30 protein-coding genes and 1 tRNA gene are annotated in these 21,262 nt (G+C 35.0%); 17 read left to right on the top strand and 14 right to left on the bottom strand.

Features of this window, described 5'->3' with window-relative positions; genetic code table 11:
* Position 1: 1 nt before the first annotated feature.
* Entirely contained in the window at positions 2-442 is a 441-nt protein-coding gene (locus J7R05_RS04160) for a hypothetical protein (protein WP_208541342.1), read from the bottom strand.
* Between the two features lie 316 nt (positions 443-758).
* On the opposite strand from J7R05_RS04160, the gene J7R05_RS04155 reads away from it, so the two are divergent.
* Positions 759-1,037 carry a type II toxin-antitoxin system RelE/ParE family toxin gene (locus J7R05_RS04155; RefSeq protein WP_078664128.1) on the top strand — a complete coding sequence of 93 codons (279 nt, stop codon included), beginning with the start codon at positions 759-761 and terminating at the stop codon, positions 1,035-1,037.
* A gap of 10 nt (positions 1,038-1,047) precedes the next feature.
* Positions 1,048-1,356, top strand: coding sequence for a HigA family addiction module antitoxin (locus J7R05_RS04150; protein ID WP_208541302.1), 309 nt, complete (start codon positions 1,048-1,050; stop codon positions 1,354-1,356).
* 22 nt (positions 1,357-1,378) lie between these two features.
* Here the strand turns inward: J7R05_RS04150 and J7R05_RS04145 are convergent, their stop codons facing one another.
* Together J7R05_RS04145 and ssb are read right to left on the bottom strand one after the other, a co-directional pair.
* On the bottom strand, positions 1,379-1,924 hold the full coding sequence (locus J7R05_RS04145; RefSeq protein WP_208541301.1) for a hypothetical protein: 546 nt from the start codon (positions 1,922-1,924) through the stop codon (positions 1,379-1,381).
* Positions 1,925-1,939: 15 nt separating this feature from the next.
* Positions 1,940-2,359 carry a single-stranded DNA-binding protein gene (ssb, locus tag J7R05_RS04140; RefSeq protein WP_208541300.1) on the bottom strand — a complete coding sequence of 140 codons (420 nt, stop codon included), beginning with the start codon at positions 2,357-2,359 and terminating at the stop codon, positions 1,940-1,942.
* A gap of 250 nt (positions 2,360-2,609) precedes the next feature.
* Here ssb and J7R05_RS04135 point away from each other — a divergent pair, with 250 nt between their 5' ends.
* The 5 genes from J7R05_RS04135 (at position 2,610) to J7R05_RS04115 (ending at position 4,362) form a co-directional block, all read left to right on the top strand.
* The gene (locus J7R05_RS04135; protein WP_078689833.1) at positions 2,610-2,801 is read left to right on the top strand and encodes a hypothetical protein; all 192 of its coding nucleotides are present in this window, start codon (positions 2,610-2,612) and stop codon (positions 2,799-2,801) included.
* Between the two features lie 65 nt (positions 2,802-2,866).
* Positions 2,867-3,295, top strand: coding sequence for a type II toxin-antitoxin system HicB family antitoxin (locus tag J7R05_RS04130; protein ID WP_208541299.1), 429 nt, complete (start codon positions 2,867-2,869; stop codon positions 3,293-3,295).
* Positions 3,296-3,452: 157 nt separating this feature from the next.
* Positions 3,453-3,734 (top strand): DUF488 family protein, encoded by a 282-nt coding sequence (locus J7R05_RS04125; RefSeq protein ID WP_208541298.1) that lies wholly within the window; start codon positions 3,453-3,455, stop codon positions 3,732-3,734.
* A gap of 45 nt (positions 3,735-3,779) precedes the next feature.
* A complete protein-coding gene (locus tag J7R05_RS04120; RefSeq protein WP_010704021.1) occupies positions 3,780-4,079 on the top strand; it encodes a BrnT family toxin in 300 nt (99 codons plus the stop codon).
* Complete coding sequence (locus tag J7R05_RS04115; RefSeq protein ID WP_078690059.1) at positions 4,057-4,362, top strand: BrnA antitoxin family protein; 306 nt, start codon at positions 4,057-4,059, stop codon at positions 4,360-4,362. The genes J7R05_RS04120 and J7R05_RS04115 overlap by 23 nt, the downstream gene beginning before the upstream one ends.
* Before the next feature lie 109 nt (positions 4,363-4,471).
* Here J7R05_RS04115 and J7R05_RS04110 read toward each other — a convergent pair whose 3' ends face one another.
* The 9 genes from J7R05_RS04110 to J7R05_RS04070 all read right to left on the bottom strand — a co-directional run bounded on the left by J7R05_RS04110 (position 4,472) and on the right by J7R05_RS04070 (position 10,117).
* A complete protein-coding gene (locus J7R05_RS04110; RefSeq protein WP_078689710.1) occupies positions 4,472-4,747 on the bottom strand; it encodes a hypothetical protein in 276 nt (91 codons plus the stop codon).
* Positions 4,744-5,484, bottom strand: coding sequence for an antA/AntB antirepressor family protein (locus J7R05_RS04105; RefSeq protein WP_208541297.1), 741 nt, complete (start codon positions 5,482-5,484; stop codon positions 4,744-4,746). Before J7R05_RS04105 ends, J7R05_RS04110 begins: the two co-directional genes overlap by 4 nt.
* Before the next feature lie 39 nt (positions 5,485-5,523).
* Positions 5,524-6,150 carry a Rha family transcriptional regulator gene (locus J7R05_RS09235; protein WP_246468215.1) on the bottom strand — a complete coding sequence of 209 codons (627 nt, stop codon included), beginning with the start codon at positions 6,148-6,150 and terminating at the stop codon, positions 5,524-5,526.
* Positions 6,151-6,673: 523 nt separating this feature from the next.
* Positions 6,674-7,192 carry a hypothetical protein gene (locus tag J7R05_RS04095; RefSeq protein WP_208541296.1) on the bottom strand — a complete coding sequence of 173 codons (519 nt, stop codon included), beginning with the start codon at positions 7,190-7,192 and terminating at the stop codon, positions 6,674-6,676.
* A 169-nt stretch (positions 7,193-7,361) separates the two neighbouring features.
* Positions 7,362-7,781, bottom strand: a complete 420-nt coding sequence (locus J7R05_RS04090; protein ID WP_208541295.1) for a hypothetical protein — start codon at positions 7,779-7,781, stop codon at positions 7,362-7,364.
* Complete coding sequence (locus tag J7R05_RS04085) at positions 7,741-8,838, bottom strand: DUF1376 domain-containing protein (RefSeq protein WP_208541294.1); 1,098 nt, start codon at positions 8,836-8,838, stop codon at positions 7,741-7,743. The genes J7R05_RS04090 and J7R05_RS04085 overlap by 41 nt, the downstream gene beginning before the upstream one ends.
* Positions 8,828-9,193 carry a DUF1376 domain-containing protein gene (locus J7R05_RS04080; RefSeq protein ID WP_078689717.1) on the bottom strand — a complete coding sequence of 122 codons (366 nt, stop codon included), beginning with the start codon at positions 9,191-9,193 and terminating at the stop codon, positions 8,828-8,830. Before J7R05_RS04080 ends, J7R05_RS04085 begins: the two co-directional genes overlap by 11 nt.
* Positions 9,194-9,350: 157 nt before the next feature.
* The gene (locus J7R05_RS04075; protein ID WP_208541293.1) at positions 9,351-9,857 is read right to left on the bottom strand and encodes a hypothetical protein; all 507 of its coding nucleotides are present in this window, start codon (positions 9,855-9,857) and stop codon (positions 9,351-9,353) included.
* Positions 9,854-10,117 carry a helix-turn-helix transcriptional regulator gene (locus J7R05_RS04070; RefSeq protein WP_208541292.1) on the bottom strand — a complete coding sequence of 88 codons (264 nt, stop codon included), beginning with the start codon at positions 10,115-10,117 and terminating at the stop codon, positions 9,854-9,856. Before J7R05_RS04070 ends, J7R05_RS04075 begins: the two co-directional genes overlap by 4 nt.
* Before the next feature lie 95 nt (positions 10,118-10,212).
* Between J7R05_RS04070 and J7R05_RS04065 the strand changes: the two genes are divergently transcribed.
* The 6 genes from J7R05_RS04065 to J7R05_RS04040 all read left to right on the top strand — a co-directional run bounded on the left by J7R05_RS04065 (position 10,213) and on the right by J7R05_RS04040 (position 13,846).
* Entirely contained in the window at positions 10,213-10,815 is a 603-nt protein-coding gene (locus tag J7R05_RS04065; RefSeq protein ID WP_208541291.1) for a S24 family peptidase, read from the top strand.
* 160 nt (positions 10,816-10,975) lie between these two features.
* On the top strand, positions 10,976-11,221 hold the full coding sequence (locus tag J7R05_RS04060; protein WP_208541290.1) for a hypothetical protein: 246 nt from the start codon (positions 10,976-10,978) through the stop codon (positions 11,219-11,221).
* Between the two features lie 162 nt (positions 11,222-11,383).
* Positions 11,384-12,142 carry an antA/AntB antirepressor family protein gene (locus tag J7R05_RS04055; protein WP_208541289.1) on the top strand — a complete coding sequence of 253 codons (759 nt, stop codon included), beginning with the start codon at positions 11,384-11,386 and terminating at the stop codon, positions 12,140-12,142.
* A 13-nt stretch (positions 12,143-12,155) separates the two neighbouring features.
* On the top strand, positions 12,156-12,947 hold the full coding sequence (locus J7R05_RS04050; protein WP_208541288.1) for a recombinase RecT: 792 nt from the start codon (positions 12,156-12,158) through the stop codon (positions 12,945-12,947).
* A gap of 1 nt (position 12,948) precedes the next feature.
* Complete coding sequence (locus tag J7R05_RS04045; protein WP_010703902.1) at positions 12,949-13,569, top strand: lambda exonuclease family protein; 621 nt, start codon at positions 12,949-12,951, stop codon at positions 13,567-13,569.
* A gap of 85 nt (positions 13,570-13,654) precedes the next feature.
* Positions 13,655-13,846: a helix-turn-helix transcriptional regulator gene (locus J7R05_RS04040; RefSeq protein ID WP_010703901.1), complete on the top strand. Its 192-nt coding sequence runs from the start codon at positions 13,655-13,657 to the stop codon at positions 13,844-13,846.
* A 110-nt stretch (positions 13,847-13,956) separates the two neighbouring features.
* Here the strand turns inward: J7R05_RS04040 and J7R05_RS04035 are convergent.
* Positions 13,957-14,042: transfer RNA gene (locus J7R05_RS04035), tRNA-Leu, on the bottom strand.
* Between the two features lie 166 nt (positions 14,043-14,208).
* On the opposite strand from J7R05_RS04035, the gene ilvA reads away from it, so the two are divergent.
* The 3 genes from ilvA to J7R05_RS04020 all read left to right on the top strand — a co-directional run bounded on the left by ilvA (position 14,209) and on the right by J7R05_RS04020 (position 17,705).
* Entirely contained in the window at positions 14,209-15,474 is a 1,266-nt protein-coding gene (gene ilvA, locus J7R05_RS04030) for a threonine ammonia-lyase IlvA (RefSeq protein WP_208541287.1), read from the top strand.
* Positions 15,475-15,510: 36 nt separating this feature from the next.
* Entirely contained in the window at positions 15,511-16,044 is a 534-nt protein-coding gene (locus J7R05_RS04025; RefSeq protein ID WP_208541286.1) for a hypothetical protein, read from the top strand.
* Positions 16,045-16,340: 296 nt separating this feature from the next.
* The gene (locus J7R05_RS04020; protein WP_208541285.1) at positions 16,341-17,705 is read left to right on the top strand and encodes a DEAD/DEAH box helicase; all 1,365 of its coding nucleotides are present in this window, start codon (positions 16,341-16,343) and stop codon (positions 17,703-17,705) included.
* A gap of 1,302 nt (positions 17,706-19,007) precedes the next feature.
* Here J7R05_RS04020 and J7R05_RS04015 read toward each other — a convergent pair.
* A complete protein-coding gene (locus J7R05_RS04015) occupies positions 19,008-19,835 on the bottom strand; it encodes an outer membrane protein (protein ID WP_208541284.1) in 828 nt (275 codons plus the stop codon).
* Positions 19,836-20,702: 867 nt separating this feature from the next.
* Between J7R05_RS04015 and J7R05_RS09225 the strand changes: the two genes are divergently transcribed.
* Positions 20,703-21,167, top strand: coding sequence for a hypothetical protein (locus tag J7R05_RS09225; protein ID WP_246468214.1), 465 nt, complete (start codon positions 20,703-20,705; stop codon positions 21,165-21,167).
* Positions 21,168-21,262: the final 95 nt, after the last annotated feature.

Below are 21,262 nucleotides of genomic sequence, written 5' to 3'. Positions count from 1 at the left end.
CCTAAACCTTTTTTGTCGCACGCGTTGCAGATTTAGAAGTTTTTGCTTTTGGAGACTGTTCGTCGGATTCTATAAACGTTTGCTCAACTTCGTCAGTAGTCTGTTCAGTATCTTGAGCATCTACATCTGTAGAAACCTCTTGTTCATTAAGCTCAGGTTTTTCATTAACAGTTTGTTCAACTTCTTCAACGACCTGTGTAACCTCTTGAGCGCTGACATCTACAGAGACCTCTTGCTCATTAGGTTTAGGTTTTTCATTGACGTTTTGTGATGGCCATTCTTGATAAATCTTGGCAGCACCAGCGCGTTTAAGGCGACAATACACCTGATAAGAAACCTCAACGAATGGCTTACTTTTGGTGGAAGGCTCAAAGCGAACGATGGTTTTGTTATCACCAAGAACACACATAGGTCTTGTGATAACTACTTGTACTTTGTCCATAATTATTCCTTTGGAGAGATTGAGACATAAAAAAGACCTCACTCTCATGAAGTTAAGAGGAGTGAGGTCAATAAATAGGAATGACTGAATTAGATTTGTTAAACAAAAAACCCTGCAAACACAGGGCTTTTAAAACACCACTCATAAGAAAAAAATTACATGATTCTGTAATTTTGGGCACAATACGACTAATGCAGTAATGTTATTAAATACTATTTATATCCCCATGTCAACTAAAAAATAACGATTTTATTTTATTATTTTAAAAGTGTAAGCTATTTGTTGACATACTTACTTTTTACACTATAAAAATAGCATGATTAAGACGTTCAAAAGTAAGACATTGGCTGAATTATTTGAAACGGGAAGTTCATCCAAAATTGACAAGAGACTTTTTAAACGGATCATTGTTCGTCTTGACCGTTTAGATGTTGCTGAAAAACCCGAAGACATGAATCTTCCAGGATTTAATTTTCATGCTTTAATCGGATTTCACCCCACTCGTTATACGGTACATGTAAATGGACCATGGTGCATCACATTTGAATTTGACTCATGCAATGCTTATCATGTTAATCTTGAACAATATCACTAGGAGTAAAATTATGAATGATATTCCTGTACAATGCAAAAGAAACCGCTGTCCTTCTCATCCAGGTGATTTACTGGCGGAAATTATTCCAGCAACTGGCAAAACAAAATCAGAAATTGCACAAATGCTTGGGATATCACGCCAGCATCTTCATGATATTCTGAAAACAAAAAAACCAGTTTCTCCTTCCGTTTCAGCTCGTCTAGGTAAATTATTTGGGGATGGTGCTGCTGTCTGGTTGCGTATGCAAGCAGCTTATGATGCTTGGCATGCTGAGCATGAAACAGATGTTAGTAAAATTCCAACTATTCATATTATTTAAAAACCACATTAAAGCTTAAAACTTACAAAGTTTTTTTCTTTTCTGGACAGTATTTCTGAAGAGCATTCAGAGCCATGCGTAGAGAGTTGACAAGATGTTCCATTGGTTGATCTTCAATAACGATATACTGCAATGCAGCATAAAGATTATACCGACAATATAACCCCTGTGCTTCTCTAATAACCTCTAGCATAGCTTTATAGCGATCAGTTGTTACTTCAACCCACTTGTTCCTTTCTCCATCATCAGAAGATGTTGGCATTTCATCATAAATAGCTCCCGGCAATCCTTTTGCACATCGATAATTGTTTAACACCTGAATATACTGCTGTGATGCGTCGTACTGATCTTGATTAATCTTTTTTTCCAATAAATATAACCGTCCTACATAAGTACCCATAAGCGGGTTTTTCGCATCTTGAATGCTTATCCCATAACGCTTGGCACGCATTTCAAGTGTCTGTTGATATGAAGACTTATCAGGCGTTTTTGCACGCGAAATACGTCCATTGGGTTCTCTTATTTGACCTTCTATTCTAGGTCTTCCCCGTTTTTTACGTTTTTTCATAAGAAAACCTCCTGATTAAAACGGGATATTGTCATCCAAAGTCGTTTCTAAAGACTCTCGACCACCGCTCTCCCATGCCATTATTTGCTTTTGAACACTATCAAGGATTTTCAGTTCACCTTTATATTGCGGTAAGATAATTTCTGTTGTGTAGTGTGTTTGCCCGCTTTTATCTTGCCATTTACGCGTCTGTAATTGACCTTCAACATAAACCTTGGAACCTTTACTCAGATACTGAAGTGCAACCTTTGCAAGATGCGGATTAAAAACCACGATAGAGTGCCATTCTGTTTTCTCTACTTTTTCACCTGTTTTTTTATCTACATATCTTTGAGAAGTGCCTATACGAAAATTCGCCACTTCTACTCCAGATGCCATTGTTCTGCTTTCGGGATCGGCACCGAGATTGCCAATTAAAGTTACTTTATTAAGCATGTTTTTTATCTTTTCTAAGGAAAATAATTAAAATGAAATAAGGATATGAAAAGCTGCTTTTACTATAGCATAACATGGTGCATTTTTCCAAATAAAAAACAGCATAAATAACTGAAAATAAACATTTTATTGTTGATTTTATCCGTGCGTAAATATTTTTTTGTGCTACAATTTCATTTGTTTGTTTTATTGTTGACTTTCGAACTTTTTTGTACGATATAAATTGTATTGAAAATTAAAGAGGGACCAAATAAAACGAGAAGCTCTTCTTAGGGAATTGCGTAAAGAAGCTAGAAAGAGAGACATTCATTATAGTGAAGCTCTTGATGCGGGTAAAGGCTCGCATTGTTTAGTGACTTTTGGAGATAAGACGACTGTTATCAAATCTGGTGAGTTAACACCCCTTTATGTGAAAATAATAAAAAAGCAGTTAGGGGTGTAAATAACGGTTCAAACGCTTTTAATGTTTCGTTTCAAACATGTTTTGGTAATAAATGAGGTATAAAAATGGAATATATTTATCAAGCAAAATTAGAGGCTGATCCAGATGGCGGCTTTGTAGTAACTTTTCCGGATGTACCTGAAGCAATTACAGCAGGAAAAGATCGTGCTGAAGCGTTAGAGAACGCAGCTGAAGCTTTAGGGTTGGCGTTGCGTAGTTATACTATGCGTGGGTTGCCTTTACCTACACCACAACGGTATAAAAACTTAGTGGCAGTAACAGTGGATGCGTGGAATGCTCTTAAATTGGCAGTGGTAGAAGCTTTTAATGAAGCTAATATCACAAAAACGGAATTAGCTAATCGTCTCGGCAAAAAAGAAACAGAGGCACGACGCATTCTTGATCCAAACTATCCGACGAAACTTCAAACATTGGAACAAACATTGGCTGTTCTCGGTAAACAGGTGATTATCACAATTAAGGATGCAGCTTAGTCTCCCAACCTTTAAAAGATGGGAAGGGGAAGGTGGTTTATTTAGAAACCTTTTTAAGGGATTTTTCTAAATTTGGATTGTAAACTTTTAACAAAGAGTACATGAAGGGGGGAAGTCTTATTTTTCCAAAACACACTTATCTAAAACTGTAAATGCATTGGGTATTGAATATAGGCATATTCCAGAGCTGGGTATTATTTCTGAAAAGCGTCAAGATTTGAAAACGCAAAGAGATTATGAACATCTTTTTCAAGACTATAACAATACAACTCTTAAAGATAATTCTCTTGAATTAAAAAAATTATATCAGCTGTTCTTAGATAAAAAACGCATTGCAATTACTTGTTTTGAAGCAAATGTATGCATGTGTCATAGAGGACAAATTGCACACGCTCTCTCTAAACTACCTCAGTGGAAATTTAAAATAAAACATATTTGATTTAAAACTCTTGACGTACATATATAAATGTATTAACAATAATGTATGAAAATAAGATTTGAGTGGGATAAAATCAAAGCGGAAAGCAATCTCAGAAAGCATCGTATAAGTTTTGAGGTAGCTGTTCGTGTTTTTGCAGATCCATTTGCTATGACTAGACAGGATCGTATTGAAAATGGAGAATATCGTTGGCAAACTTTGGGGCTTGTAAATGGCTTCTTATTACTACTGGTAGCTCATACTATCTATGACGATAAAGATGGGAGAGAGGTAATTCGTATTATTTCAGCACGACGTGCTAGTTTGAAAGAGAGAAAACGTTATGAAGAAGAAAGTTCGTTATGAGGTTGATGTGAGTAATCTACCGTCTTTAACTGATGAACAGCAGGTTGAAATTAATGAGTTGGCTAGAATGCCTGACAATGAAATTGATTATAGCGATATTCCATCACTAGATAATGAATTTTGGAAAAATGCTGTTCGTAATCCATTTTACAAGCCAACTAAAACTATAACGACTGTGCGTGTAGATTCCGATGTATTAGCGTGGCTTAAGAGTCAAGGTAAAGGTTATCAGACGCGAATTAATGCTATTTTACGCAACGCTATGCTCCGTTCAATGCGATAGGCTGACATGATATTTCTCTATTCAGCAATGTAAGTAATTTGCTAAGCATACAAATGAAAAATTTAACCTCTCCCCACCTTTAAAGATGGGAAGGGGAGTGTGGTTTATTTCACAGTTGATAAGATACTTCATCCGAACATGGGCTATAAGCTTTCAACAAAGGATCCAATGTTCGGGGAAGTTCTGAATTGCCAAAATCTGTAAGAATTGCCAAAATCTTGAGAGTATCTGGAGTCTCACTTTGAAGCTTTGCAATTAAAGCCTTTTCTACTACAATCATAATTTTAACCAGAGTCCTACAGTCATCTATTTCAATATTCTCACGATCGGCAAACTGAAACAAAGTCATCCACAAATCACATAAAAAGTCGACACTGTTACTCATTGCACACCTCCATGGAATTGTTCTCTTAGGCATGCCAATCCTTTGACTGTGATTTTTGCACTGGAAACGCTCATTTTTGTTCCGTCTGATTTTTGAATGGTGTGGATTACACAATCCATCAGTCCTTTCCTAATTTTATCCTGATAAGGTAACATGGGTCCACCCGGAAAATTACGATAAGCCCACTTATGGAACTGTAAGTGCTTAGTAAAATCTGTGGGACGTACATCTAACATCTTTGCAGCTTCATATAAAGCAAACAGGCCGTCAGAGCGTTTTAAATGTTCAAGTGCTTCTGCTTTTGGTTTAAGTGTTTTAACTTCAGTTCTTAAATCTTCCAATTGTGTAATGCTCTCTAAAAGCAGTTGCCTAATTGTGAGAGGATTCTGTAAAGCATTTGCGAGATTTAAAGGCTGTTTTGCTTTCCGTTCGCATTCAATGAAGTACTGACGGGCTTGTTTACCTTTCTCATTACGTTCGACCATGGCAAGTTCTTTCGCCATGTCTAAGGTAATAGCATAATCCTTAGAAGGGCGGCCGCCTTGGGGGTTTTTCCCAAAATCGGGAAAAACTATAAAGTCCCTGTTTTCAACAAATTCATATTGATGAATACGTTCAGTAATCCAATCCGCAAACTTCTTACCAACTTCCAAAAAAGCGTGCAACTCACGTGCATTGACTGTTTGAACAGTTTCCTGCCCAACAGTTTGTTCTGATATTGTTATGAGAGTGTTCATGATAAACTCCTAGGTAATAGATATGTTTCTTAATGACACTCAAAAAGAGCGCCGGGTGTTAAGAAACACGGTACCTAGTCCGTCGTTATGCTTTCCCCATAAAGGGTATTGTATAGCATAACTACACCCGACAAAATCGTTATACGCTATACGCATACAATGAGTCAAAGTCTTTAATATGTGCGGAAAACTGATTATTTCGGTAACCAATCCGCTAGGTATTTTAAGGTGTTTCTTAAGCACCTGATTCGCATATAGACGTATTCCTGCTATGTTGTCAATAGATAAAAGCAGTTGCCTAATTGTAAGAGGATTCTGTAAAGCATTTGCGAGGTCTAGTTGGGAATTTCCTCCTTGTTTTTCCAATTTTTGCCAGCGGTCTATAATTTTAGCTCGTAAGGTTGTGCTGTATCCTGATACGAGAATTAAACATTCACGTTTAGGAAGATGATAGCAGGGGCGACTTTCCCCTTTTTTATCAAAGTAATTGCCCATCAAACTAACCGCCCCAAATTTGGGGGCGTTAAGTTCTTCAAGCATTTTCTTGATATCACGCATAACGTGGTCATGCCTTTTACCACATAATTCAGCAATTTCATGGCTAGACATAGTTTGAACCGTCGCACTGTTAGCAGTGCTTTCTTTTATTTCTATGAGAGTGTTCATATTTTTTCACCTAGTTGTAATTAGCGTTTTTGATTGACACTCAAAAAGAGTGCCGGGTGCTCAAAAACACGGCAACTAGCCCGTCGTTATGCTTTCCCCATAAAGGGTATTGTATAGCATAACTACACCCGACAAGATCACTATACGTCATACGCATACAATGAGTCAAAGCCTTTAATATGTGCGGAAGACTGATTATTTCGGCAACCAATCCGCTAGTTGTTTTAAGGTGTTTTTGAAGCACCTGATTCGCATATATAAACGCTTCCGTGATTTTGTCAAACAAAAAATTCACCGCACTTAGTTAAGTAAGGGGGTTTCGCTAAAATTTTAGCGAAAGTCATATCCTTCCTTTGTTTAATAGACATACGGCCGCCTCTGCCTTTGCTCCCCAAAATGGGGGAGCAAACAAAGTCTTGATTTTCAACAAATTCAAATTGATTAATACGTTCAGTAATCTAATCTGCAAAATCACTCCCCTCAATTTTGAGTTCAGTACTTTAATTCTTCAAAGCCATTTACTCTAAAGAAAGTGGACAGTATTTAACCTAAGTAATCCTACAAAGATGTTTATGAAGATGTACATTTTAAGGTAAATAGTGCACACGAAAATCACAAAAAAGTACCACAACAAAACATCCCAATAAAAATGAAATTCCCATTTGGAATCCCAAGAGAAAAAAGGCAAAACAACTTCTTGTTTGAGATTGTTTGGAAAAATTAATAAAAGAAGTGCGATAACAGCTATGTGCAAAAAATTATGCAAATATTTTTGCAAATAATCTGTTACAATGTTCAAATCTGTTGTTTTTTCATATTGATGTTTAGGGTTGTGATACAATTCTGAAGCAAGTTTGGAATTAAAGAAGGCTGCCATAAAAATCATGGTTATCAAAATAGCAAGCGATGAAAACATTAAAACAGCTTGAATAAATTCGGTGTTTTTTTCTATTTGTAAAAACTGCAACACCGCAAATCCTATGCTGTATGTTACTACAGTTCTAATCTTTTTAAACATATCCAATTGTCCCGATTTTTGCATCTGTTCTACTTTTCTCAAATTAGCATCGTACAGAGCGTTTTATGTTTCAGATGTGGAATTCATCAAAAAACTTCCAAATCTTTCTCTAAGATGCGTTTTTGTTGATTTAAATGCATATCTAATCCAAAAATGATCAGCACTTTTCTCTATTTTGCTGTTCTAAAACTCATCAAGCCGTTTTTGTGAGTGGAATGACATTCTCTCGTCTCTCCTGTTGTTTCGCTGTTTTTGCTTGTGTATTCAGAACAGCCTTGCGAACAAGATTTGCTGTTGTCAAAAGACCTTCTTCTAAATCACGGCACAATCGCACAAATTCACAAGTGCTAGGGAAAAATGTCTCGGATATAGTTTTCACTTCACCACGCAAAATACGTTTAACTGTTTCTATAAGTGCCCACTCTGAAACTGTCTCAAGAGCCATTCCATACGCAAGCGACATACCTTCATCATCTGAGTTTTGCGATATTTTCAAACCACACGAAAGTATACGCATAGCTGTTGCAATGACCTCTCCATCAGCTTTCACAGCAAACAGTTCTTGAAGTCGCTCATAAGCTTTCAACGCTATCGTTTCTTGCTGTTTCGTCAATGAGCTCCCAGCTTTCAAGTGTAATGGGAATCCCGGCGCTATCATTTTGCAAATTTGCCTTAAAGAAACCTCTAGAGTTGAGATTACGGATGTTGTCTGCGATACGTTCGCCAATGCTTTTTTCCCGTTGGGGGTAATTTCCATAATCGCCATTTCGTTTTTCCTTTTCCAGTTTTGCTTTTTTCTTAGCTAAAATTCCATAGTCAGAAGTAACCCAGTTGTACCATGTCAGTTGCCAATCCGTTTTGGTTGCATCCTTTCCCGTCTTGGCTATCCAGAAGTTTTTAAATCTCTCAAACTCTGACAACGCCTCATCATGCGTTAAGCCCTTGTCGATTGCGTATTTCAAGTTAGGTTCGAAATCCTCAGGAATGCGACATCCCCGTTTATCTCCAGACCGCTTGGTTTTCTTTTCAGTGCTTTTTTGCTGTGAAACGGGTGATTGGTTTTCTGATGAGGGTGCATCGTGATCCAACTGCTGCTCAACAGCATCATCGGTTGTTTCACTTTGAACCGAAACTTCAGTTGCTAAATCTTCTGAAGCATTTTCTTTTTTTGATAACACGATAGTGTTAGTTTTTTTATTATATATGTTATTGTTATTGTTAATGGCATCAACAAGCATATCGTTAGCATCATGCTTAATAATGCTAGATATATCACTAGCATTGTGCTTAACATTATTACTTGAATTATCTAACTTTTTTTGTTTGTCCCATCTCGCTTGTGCTGCTTTGGAAGCTCTTTCCGAAAACTTATTTAAGTTTTCTTTGCTGTCATTTAATTCTTCTTCAACCTGCTGACTCCACAAACGGCCATCTTCTAAACGAGTAACATGACCAATGCTCAGTAAAACATCTAATGCTTTTACAAATGTTTTGACTGTGCAACCGGTATACCGAGCTAAAACTTTCATGTTATTTAAAAGTGGCTCACTAGTACGCAACATTTCTAGCTGTAATCTTATATAAACGTTGCTTTCAATAGGAGACAAATAAGTCAGATCAAGTATCCACTTGTCTGCAAAAAGCCTTGTCCATGACATTTTAGTTGACATAACTTTCCCCCTCTCTTTTCTTATTCCATCTTGCAGTGGCTGCTTTGGAAGCTTTCTCTGAAGTTTTTCTACTCATATTGACATCAAATGCTAATGATGTGTGCCATAAGCTGTCATCTTCTAAATGAATAATATGACCATAGCTCATTAAAGCTTCTAATATCTTGTTAAACGTCCGCACTGAACAGCCACACAAATTTGATAAATAAGAAGCATTATTCAAAATAGGTGTGCCCTTATCAATCATGAGAAACACCAATATTGCGTAAACGGCGGTTTCTGCTGGCTTCAAACCCATAAGCTCTTTTAAAAATTGATTATGATAAAACTTTACCCAGTTTTTTTGAGTAGACATTACATACCTCCTTAGTTTAGGTAATATACGGCCATGCACGCTATGACAGAGCGTCTAGCGCGTAGCTCTATTGAAACAATATTTTTGAAAAAGTAGCCTTCTTAAGAACTCTGAACACTAAACTAATGAGATGGCCACGTTTAAATGGAATACGAGGTTAAGCTTGAGCACATTCCTTTTGTTCAAAAGGAATAACTTTTTTGGGCGATGAAAGCTCTATTGATTTAGCTAGCTGTTTTACGTTGGCTTCAGGATTGTTTTGTCCATTTAGTACATCAAACAACTTTACCTTTACATCCAGCTTTTTCTTTTGCTGCTGTAACGCCTTATTTTTTTGCTCAATTAGATTAGACAGATTTTCAAGTGCAATTTTCTCTTCTTCAATCAATTGACCTTCTTCTTCAAGAGCCTCTTCATAGCGTTTTAGACAACTTTCGACTTTTGACTTATGCAACATCTCTTTTAATGAAGGGACATTTTCTTTTAGTAAGCGAACATTTTCTTGAGTAGAATGTTGTATGACGAGTTCATTTGTATTATCATCAGACGGCATTGTGTCTGTGTATTCTTCTATTAATTTACTTGCATTCTCTATTCTCTTATGACGACTTACCAATTTATAAAATCGTGTATAAATTTCTTTTAACATTTCCTTTGCTTTCATAATCTTTCTTCTGTTTGATAGGGGGTATTATCCTGCTGATGTTCATTAAGTATGGAACTTTCGGCAAATGTAGACGTTGGAGGCACTAAACTATCTTGCAATTGGCACAATTTTAAATAGTTTCTTAAAGACAGCCCTTTACCCTTTTCCCAACGACAAACGGAAGCCTGCTTAACACCTAAAATGTCTGCCAACTCTCTCTGTGTTATTGCCAAACATTTTCGGATGGATTTAATTTCTAATTTATTTTCGGTTATCATATGATACCTTTTTAAATTTAACCATATACGTAATAGTATCAACATTTATAAAAAAAACAATAGATTTTTTTAATTTAGTAATCATAAAATTAATTATGACAAAGAATATCATAGCCATATTAAGTGTACTTCAATCTGAGTTTGGTCTGACTCAGAGAGATCTTGCAAGTAAATTAAATGTGACTCAGGCAACTGTATCAAGATGGTTGTCGAGTGAATCAGATCCTAAAGGTTCACATAGAGATGCAATACTAGAACTATATAAAAGTTTAAAAGGCTATAACCAAGTTACTACACTTATTCCTATTATGGGATTTGTAGGAGCGGGATTTGAGATTGATACCGATGTTGAGCAAATTCCAGAAAATGGACTTGAAACAGTTGAGATACCATTTGACTTACCTTTTGAGGCGCTAGGATTCATGGTTCGTGGTCTTTCTATGTATCCGACGTATAAAGATGGAGACTTAATCATAGTCAAGCATTTACAAACAAGGCCAATGAGTGACTATTACGGTGATGAAGTTGTCGTTTTAACAGAAGACAATAGACGTTTTATCAAAAAAATTGTTCGTTCTCCAGAAGGTATTGCACTTGAATCATATAATGCTCCTGTAATAAAAAATGTTAATATAAAGTGGGTTGGAGAAATAGTTGCAATACTACCACGCAAAGGCTATCGCTTACTTATGAGCTGAGTCAATTTAACCTTTTGATTCTCTTATTTTGAAGCCCAATATTTTAAATACACATGCAAAAAAATAAATATTACGCAATTTTTCTCTTGCTTTTATTTATACGTTTACGTATATTTATAAACATAAAACATTTACTAACGCGAATAAGAGGGGATGGAAGATGAGTAAACAGGTTTCTATAGATGATTGTGAGATTCTGTTAGTTATATGTGATGATGATTATCCCTATGCTCAATTTGGTCCACTCGAAGAAACTGAGATCCGGGATATTATTAGCGGTTTAGACAATGTCGAATGCATTCTTCGCATTGATCTTCAATCAAACCGCTATGATGATATTTCAGAAGACATTGCTGAACTTTATGTTCAAAAATACTTAAACGATTATAGCCATTATTATTTTTAGAGGATGCCCCATATCCTTTTATAGCTCACAGTTGGGCATACAGTGATGTCTTAGACAAAATAAGAGAACGGGAAAATACAAGTCCATTCTACAGTAATTGTCAGCAATAACCCTTTTTTCCCAACACATCTGAAAATTAATCCAAACACTATGAGGTTTGCAATGGAAGCGCTTATCGCTATTCATAACAATACAATTAATCAAGAACCTGTTCAGACAGTCAATGCACGTGAATTACATGCTTTTTTGGAAATAGGAAAAGATTTTTCTACTTGGATTAAAGATCGTATTGGTCAATATGAATTTGAAGAAGGAAAAGACTTTATAAAAACACAAGATTTGCGGTCCCCAAAATTGGGGAGCGCAAAATCTAGAGCTGTCCTTGTAATAAACTACCATCTCACCTTAGACATGGCGAAAGAACTTGCTATGGTTGAACGTAATGAGAAAGGTAAACAAGCTCGTCAATATTTCATTGAGTGTGAACGGAAAGCAAAACAAGTAACAACCCCTCAAATTGACTATTCAAATCCCCAAGTCATGTTAGGTGTTTTTACGCACTTAAAAAATGAAAATGAACGCAAGGATCATGTCATTGCTCAGTTAATCCCAAAGGCAGAAGCACTGGAACGTTTAGAACGATCTGATGGTCTGCATTGTGTAAGTGATACAGCAAAAATGTTAGGCTTACTCACAAAAGATTTGACGAACTATTTGCTTAATCATCGTTGGGCTTATCGTCGTACTCAAAAAGGACCTTTGTTACCTTATCAGAGCAAAATCAATGAAGGACTGATGGATTGTGTATCTAGAACTATCCAAATAGCCGGCGGAAGAGAAATGAGTGTTTCCAATGCAAAAATTACACCAAAAGGATTAACACGCCTAAGTGTGGAACTCCAAAAACAGACTCTGCATTAAGGATATAAAGATAATGACAACTTCTATCGTAGCAACAGTGGCGCAGAAATATGGTTTATCAGAACAAGAATTTTGCAAAAAGATCATAAAGAATTGTATCAATTTCAATATTTCTAAGGAAGATTTTGAAGATTTTGTTTACCTTGCCGATGGGTATAAATTAAATCCCTTGAGAAAAGAAATATATGCTGTCCCTAAAAGAGGAGGGGGCATTGACGCAGTTGTCGGTATTAAAGGGTGGTACAAGCTTATACGTTCACAGGATGATTACGACGGAATAGACATTATCTATCAACACGATAACAACGGAAAACTGCATGCTGCTCAATGTATTATATATTTGAAAAGCAAGAAATATCCTATAAAATTTACCGAATTTTTAGAAGAATGTAGACGCGATACGGAACATTGGCGAAAATCTTCTTCTCGTATGTTATGTTATAAGGCCATTACACAATGTGCACGTCTTGCCTTTGGTTTTGATGATATCTATGACGAAGATGAGGTCGATTGTATTGATGAGGCTTTTATCAGTGAAGTTAATCACAATCCCCAAAACGAGAGGGTATCTGATGAAGTGCTTGCACAAATCAGAGAATTAATGGAACAAACAAAAACAGAAGAAAAAAAGGTACTCTCTTTTGCAAAAGTCGCAAGCCTCACAGAAATGTCTCATGAGACGGGGCAAATTATTTTAGAAGGTTTAAAGGAAAGGCAACGCTTCCAAATGGAAGAAGAGCAACAAACTTTGTCTTCACCAAAACAACCACACACACCAACTCAACAAGATCTACCAGGGGTGTGATATGGAACAAAGAACACCAGAGTGGTTTCAAGCTCGTTTAGGTAAAGTCACAGCTTCAAATATTAACAGCATCGTTGATAAAACAGCTAAAGGCTCACCGACAAGTAAATATGAAGAGTACAAACTCAAACTCATTGGAGAACGCTTAACGGGCATAACAAGTCTATCTTATGAAACACATGCTATGCGATGGGGACGTAAATATGAAGACAGTGCAATTCAAAAATACAGCCTTAGACGTTTGGTTACTGTCACACGGTGTGGATTTATTCCTCACCCGACAATTGAAATGGCAGGGGCTAGTCCTGATGGTCTTATTGGTGATGATGGGCTCATAGAGGTCAAATGCCCTCAACTAACAACGTATACACGTTTTTTGCTAGATAGTGAAATCAAGCCTGAATATATCTTACAAATGCAATTCCAAATGGCTTGCACAGGGCGAAAATGGTGTGATTTTGTTAGCTATAACCCCTTGTTTGTAGATAAATCACCTCACTTATGTATCAAAGTTCAACGCGTTCAACGCGATGATGAGCAGATTGAACGTATCAATAAGGCTGTCGAAACTTTTTTAGAAGAAATAGAACAAGAAACGCGTGTCTTTACGCAAGCTGCTTAACCCCATAGGGGGTGCTTTTTTCCTCACGTCTCCTTCTAAAGCGCCCCCACCCAATTTATGTAATATAAAAAAAGAAAGGTAAGAGATGATGTTTGATGATGGCGATAGATATGTTACAACACATGAATGTGCTCAGCTTTTTAGCGTATCAACAACAACGATTCGCAATTGGGTAACACGAGGATTATTTCCCAAACCATATAAGCTGGGTAAATCAGTAAGATGGAGAAAAAAAGAAATCTTGGCATTTATTCCAAAGGAAATAAGCTGCAAATAACAACAATTTAGATAAAATTATATAAACTCCAAAGGGTGGACTAAAGAGTGGACTAAAAATTATCTAATTAAGTAAAAATCTATATATTTCAACATGTTGAAGAGAAAAGATGGTGCGGACGGCGGGACTTGAACCCGCAAGGTCTTCGACCGGCAGATTTTAAGTCTGCTATGTTTACCTATTTCATCACGTCCGCGATAAGGGCTAAGGGCTTTCTCATAAGCTATATCTTTTATTTAATCAAGAATTAATAACAAAAGAATTTTCTTTCGTTCTGTGATAAATTTTTGACTGACAATAATTGTTTTTACAGTTAGAAGAAATCTATACACTATCAATAAATCAGGAAAATAAGTGGTGCTATGAGTGAATTTGTTCAAGATGTGACTAAAGCTATGGTAGCTTTACGTAATGTTTTTACTGAAACACCACTTCAACGCAATGATTTTCTTAGTCAAAAATATGATGCGGAAATTTATTTAAAGCGTGAGGATTTAACACCTGTACGGTCATATAAAATTCGTGGTGCTTTCAATTTTGTTTCAGAAATGCTTGATAAGGTATCTCAAGATGCAGCATTTGTTTGTGCATCAGCAGGTAATCATGCACAAGGGGTTTCTTTTGTTTGTCGCTATTTTAAACGTAGAGGCATTATTTTTATGCCTGTGACAACACCACAGCAAAAAATTGATAAGACACGTATTTTCGGTAAGGAATTTATTGAAATCCGTTTGGTTGGTGATACATTTGACCAATGTTATGAGGCTGCGCAATCTTTTGTAGCTGAGGGGGGAGGTGTGATGGCACCACCTTTTGATGATATTCGCATTGTTACAGGGCAAGCAACAGTTTTATGTGAGGCTGCTTTACAATGGAAAAAACTTAATGGAGAAAGTGAGCCAGATTTAATTGTTGTACCTGTGGGCGGTGGTGGTCTGGCTAGTGGTGTGAGCAATTTTTTACATGGATATGGTTGGAAAACAAAGATCCGTTTTGTTGAACCGGAAGGGGCGGCGAGTTTACTTGCATGTTTAAAGAACAAAAAACGTGTCAAACTTGAAAATATTAATACATTTGTAGATGGTGCTGCTGTGGCTGAAATTGGCGCGTTAAATTATGCTATGTTGCAGCAATTTTCACCTGATTGTATTATTACAGTTCCTGAGAACAGAGTTTGTTCTACAATGGTTGAAATGCTCAATGTTGAAGGTGTGGTTCTTGAGCCAGCTGGTGCTTTGTCGATTGATGCTCTGAAAAGTATTTCTCGTCAGGAATTGAAAGGCAAAAAAATTCTTTTAATTATTTCAGGTGGTAATTTTGATTTTGAACGTTTGCCAGACATTAAAGAGCGCTCTTCGCGTTTTCAGGGATTAAAAAAATATTTTATTTTTGGTTTTCCACAACACCCTGGTGCTTTGCGTAGCTTCCTTACTCAACTAACACCAGATGATGACATTGTGCGGTTTGAATATCTCAAAAAATCAGCTAGAAATTTTGGTTCTGTTTTGATTGCAATTGAAACAAAAAAGTATGATAATTTTTACGTCTTAGAGAAAAATTTTCAAGCGTTAGGTTGGCCTTATCGTGATATTACTAATGATCAGGTATTATTTGATTTTGTAATTTAAAAGTTTAAGTTTTTTACTAGAGCGAAAGTTATAAAAATGAGATTTTTTCGTTATTTTACGCTGGGGGTATTTTTATTGTTAGGTACTGGCGGACAAAGTTTAGCAGCCAAACAAACAACAATACAAAAAACAGAGCTTTTAAACCTAGTTGTTGATATCAATAATGCTATAAAAGATAGAAATTTTGCAATTGTTTCTGCTCATATGCCTGACCGGCTTTATAAAGAAATGGCACGTCGATTAAATACAACAGAAGATGATTTACGCAACAATTTGCTTAAACAACTCCATACTCAGTTTGAAAATTTGTCTTCTGACGCTTATTATTTAGATGAGGTAAAAATAGATTATCGGCAAACAGATAATGGTTCTTTTTACGCATTGATTCCAACTACGCTAAAAACAGAAGATCGCATTATTCATTATAAAACATTGGCGATTTTTGATAATGACAAGTGGTATTTAATTTATGGAGGGCAGAAAACAATACAAAATCCGGTTTTTCTTGAAATTTATCCTGATTTTGATGGAATCAATCTTCCAAAGGAAACGGTAATAAAAGATAAATAATAAAGCTAATGTTTCTTCTGCTTATAATAAATGCTTTTAGAAAGTACTTGCTTTTTTATTTTAATCCAACAATAGTGTAATTTAAGACATTTAAGCTTGAATATTGGCGTTTTACAAAGTAATTTTACATTTTCTCTTTAAATTTGAAGATACTTATGAACTGCTCAAGTCGCTTATTTTTATTTAAGCGGTATTTTAAATGTTCAATGTCAGATCTCGATTATACGGGATTTAAAGATGATGTAATTGTAGCTTGTTAGCTGTTTGCAGTTCTTGAGCTAAAGAGAGATTTTGTTGTGAATATAAAAGAAAATGCCTTTATAAAATTAGGTATACCTACACTTTTAACTGAAAACCTATTTATTGCTGGTATAAACAAACCTAAGCCTATTCAAAAACAGGCTATTCCAGTAATGCTAAAAAAGCGCGATATTTTAGGTATTGCACAAACCGGTTCTGGAAAAACATTAGCATTTGGATTACCTGTTTTGAGCCAAATTTTGGCTTTAGGTGACAAAAGATATCCTAAAACTGCACGAGCTTTGATCTTAGTTCCAACTCGTGAACTTGCAGTTCAGATTGAAGAATCAATTCGTATGGTTGCAAAAGGGTCTCACCTTTCAACATGTTTAATTTTAGGGGGGGTATCTCGATTTGCGCAAATCAAACGTATGAAAACAGGTGTGGATGTTTTAATTGCAACACCAGGGCGTTTAATGGACCTTGTTAGTGAAAAATGCATTGATCTTTCTCAGTCTCGTTTTTTGGTTTTAGATGAAGCTGATCGTATGTTAGATATGGGCTTTATTCGTGATGTACAACGCATTGCAAAACTTTTGCATGAGAAGCGTCAAACAGCGCTTTTTTCAGCGACAATGCCACGGGAAATAGTTACACTTGCAAAGAATTTGCTTAATGAACCAGTAAAAATAGAAATTGTTCCTCAAGGAACTGTTGCTACGAAAATTACTCAAAAATTATATTGTGTTCCTACAAGTGAAAAAAAGAGCGTTTTGAATAAATTTTTAACAGATCCGGCTTTAGCTTCGGTTATTATTTTTACGCGAACTAAACATGGTGCTGATGCTGTTGCACGCAGTTTGACGAAGGCGGGATATTCTGTTGCAGCAATTCATGGAAATAAATCGCATGCTGCACGACAGCGTGCCTTGAAAGTTTTTCGTGAAGGGTCGGTAGGGATTCTTGTTGCAACTGATATTGCTGCACGTGGTATTGATGTGCCTGGAGTCAGCCACGTTATTAATTATGATTTACCGGATGAAGCTGAAAATTATGTGCATCGTATTGGCCGTACGGGACGAAATGATACGTCTGGCAACGCTATTACACTTTTTGATGAAAAGGTAGAACAAGTACGTTTACGTGCTGTAGAACGTGTTATTCGAATGAAATTGACGCGCGAAGATATTCCACCACAAATTGCAGCACTTCCAGAGAAATCTCTTATACCAGAAAATGATAAGAAACATTGTTTTAAGAAATCTCAGTGTCAGAAGCAGACTTTTGATCATATAGATCAAATTAAACAATCATATATCAAAAATTCTTCATCTAAAAATAAAAGATGTAAGAAAGCAAAAACCACAACAAAACGTGCTAAATCATTTCGTTTTCGTAAGTCAATAAAGCAGGTGGCTTAAATAAAACATTTGGAAAAATAACTAGGTTATATCAGAGGAAACCTGGCAAAATCCTTTTAAGCTGTAGCAACAGATTTGGTGGTTGTGTTTTTAATGTATTTGGTGCTTTTAAAGTGCCCTAACCATATATTGATTATCTGTTATGAGAAAATACAATGGGACACTTAAAAAAAGCACACAAATAGCGCTATTCTAGCTGTAAGGTTGCGAAGTTATAGTACGAAACAATATGTTTACGTAATGTATGAGATAGTTAGTGTATTTTTGAAGCAATTTAGAAATAAATCCAAAAGCGTATCGATTAATTTTAGTAATAATTAACCTGATAAAAAGGCTTGTTTTTCGTTATTTTTCAAGCATGATGGATCTCATTTATTTGTAAGTTATATAGCTCTAGTGGTTACGTACTAAAATAATTAATCAACTCAATACTTACAGTTCAATGATGAGCACATGCTTTAATTCAAAAGCAAAATATTTTAAACTGATTTTTCAGTATAGCTTAGATCATTTACTTTAATTTATGAGTATCATTTTCGCTTGTTTGGTAAAAAGCGATGAATTCAAAAAAGAATTTGAGTTCTGTAAGCTAATATAAAAAAGAAATGAAGCATTGTTAATAAATTTTGTTGCTAAAACTGTTTAGCCTTAGCCTAATATACATTTTTATCACTTTTAAATCGGGCAAAGGTTGAAAGAAAACTTTTTGCAAGAAGTTTGGATATTTCATCTTATAGAAGATATTAATCCGGATAAAAAATGTTCAAAACACAAAGCAAATAAAGGAATGCTTCAAAGAGTGTGAAAAACCAGTTATTGTAACAATAAATGAAATATTTTCAATTAGTTAAAAAGTATCTTTAATTTAAAAGATGAATTATATTATTTTGTTTAAAAATTGAGAACCATAATGTTCCAATTATTTTTTATTTTCAATAAATTGCAGCTATCTTTTAATTAAAAGAATGAATTAAATTGGTTTATATTAAGCTGAACTTAAAAACTCTCTTAAAAAGCTTTGAAATTTACATAAATGCCATTACAAATTTGAGATGGAAGAAAATAACCAGGAAAAGAGAGGAAACTGCGAAAAGTAAGAACCTTATTCAAAAACAACTTCACCCCTCTATATTGCTATTTTAAAATACAGCCCATTACAAACTTATTCTGTTGTTTTAGAGGTTACAATTTGTAATTAAAACACCATTTACAAAAGCATGAATTATGTAAATCTTCGAAAGATATTTATAAAATTCTGAGCAAAAATTAACAGAGCTTCTTAACCAATTATATTTATAAAGATCAGAATTTATAAGACACACCAACACGGAAATCATTGGTTTTATAATCAATTTCAAATTTATCTTTAATAAATTTCTTTTTACCAAAATTTGAGAAACGATACTCTGCACGTAAAATAAGATCATCCATCATTGCAAAATCAACACCACCACCAAAAGTATAACCAATCATTGCTTTAGTTTCATCCACTATTTTATCTTTTGTTATTTCAGTTGAGGCCAAAAAGATATCTTGAATCTGCGTATAAGCAACACCACCAGCAATATAAGGCATAATATGATCAACAGCAAAACCTACACGCATTCGTGTGGCACCAGCCCACTTTTGTTTTAAAGTATGACTTATGGTTACAATAAATTTTTCTAATAATTCATCACTTGGCACTGCTTCTTGCAAATGGTGTTGCCTCTGTACACCACGTCCCCCATCATTCATTTTATACCCACTGTGTTTGATAACCTTTGTATCTTTTTTATCAGACCAAATTACATCCGTATCAACACCTAAAACAAGGCTATTATTAAGATCAAAATTAGCCCCTGCATAAAGACCACCCATAAAACCCGAAAGTTTGGGTAATAAATCTTTCTCAATCGATGATAATTTTGTAGAACCAACACCTTTTAAATTTAAATTTAGAGCAGTCTTACTCGAAAAACCGCCAATTTGGCCACCGAAATAAAAACCTGTCCAAGAAAAAGAAGGAGCAACAACATTTGGTAGAACAACAGACATTGATTCTTGAGGAATCCTACCACTTTCTGCTTGTGCTGCAGAAGACGCAACCAAAGTAAAAATAGATACGGTAATTAAACATTTAGTATTCATATATTGCTCCAAAGTTACACACTAAACTACATAATGATACATTTTTTTCATAAAAAATCTGTAGTAAAAATGATACAAGTATAGGCAAAAATGAAGTTCCACACAAAAAGTAATAACTTCTTCTCGCACTCAAAAATAAAACAAATATCAAACGTTTTGTATTTTTTTGTTTGCTCAAAATTTGTCTATTATATTACGTTAATATGATGAGCAAAACTCTATTGTAATGTGTCTTAAAATTAAGACTTTTTCTTCCCTAAAATTTTTCTAATCTGTGCAAGAGAAATAGACATTTACTTTGATAATTCATTCAAAGGCATAATTATACATTAAACGTGAACTTGGATAGTATCAGCTCCAGGTTTAACAAGAGGCATTTTAAAATATGATGAACATGGAAAACGTTTGTGTGGGTGGAAACAAATTCAGAAGAAAAACTGAAAAACAGACAGAACTTACAGAAGCAGAAAAAAATGCTTCAAAAGTGATCATTACTCACCAAAGTATGAAAATCTATCAAAGTGTGAAAGCAAAGTGATGTCTCGTTTTATGAAGTAGATAGCATTTATCATATTTTTATTGATCCTTATTTTGCATGTTTTATGGATGCAATGTATAATTATAATATCTTTCCACATTTAAAACAGTAGTTTTCAAAAAAAATAAGTATTTTTGTATTGAATTACTTTGAAATATAATAATAAGATACCCTTATTCTATAATAACAACCATAAAACATTGTTTTTTAAAGATACACTGAAGGGTATTATGATATTTACTTCATTTAAATTAGAAAATTTCAAAGGGATAGGCTAACCTGTAGAAATAGATCTCTCAGGGGGAGATAGACGTTTTCCTTTTATTCTGATGGGGAATAATGAATCAGGAAAAACAACAACTTTGCAGGGTATTTACCTATTGTCACAGTTATGCTTAGGGAAACAATTAACAGATGAAGAGCTTGCTTCTATACGTCCTAAAATAGGTTATTTTAATAAAGGTATTATCTTATCTGCTACAATTTCAGTAGATGAAGCGGAGATTGAAAAATTAGCTAAGCTTAATACACTGAAAAAAATCAAAGATGATTTTTCTGAAAATAACCAACTAAATTTATCTTTTGCATATTCATTTGCTAATAGTTTTTGCACAGAAAAGCGTGTAATGATCAATAATAAGGATTATGGAGATAAAACAGTAACAACTCTTTTAGATTATATACAGAACCATATTCCTGAAATCGTCTATTATGATGATTTTATGTTTGATGTGCCTAATAAAATTAGGTTTTTAAAAACTGCAGCTCAAGATTCAAATAAAGAATTAACATAGGACAGTTTGTTGAACGATAAAAAAACCTTTTATGGCATAATATTTTAATGATTTACTGATTGGTGCTCATAAACATCAAACTGGGGGGAAAACTG

Origin of the sequence: Bartonella capreoli (genome assembly GCF_902813205.1) — a bacterium.
In the GTDB taxonomy this organism is placed as follows: Bacteria; Pseudomonadota; Alphaproteobacteria; order Rhizobiales; family Rhizobiaceae; genus Bartonella; species Bartonella schoenbuchensis.
Note: the sequence above shows the minus strand (reverse complement) of the source record. Positions and strands in the feature narration are given on the sequence as shown.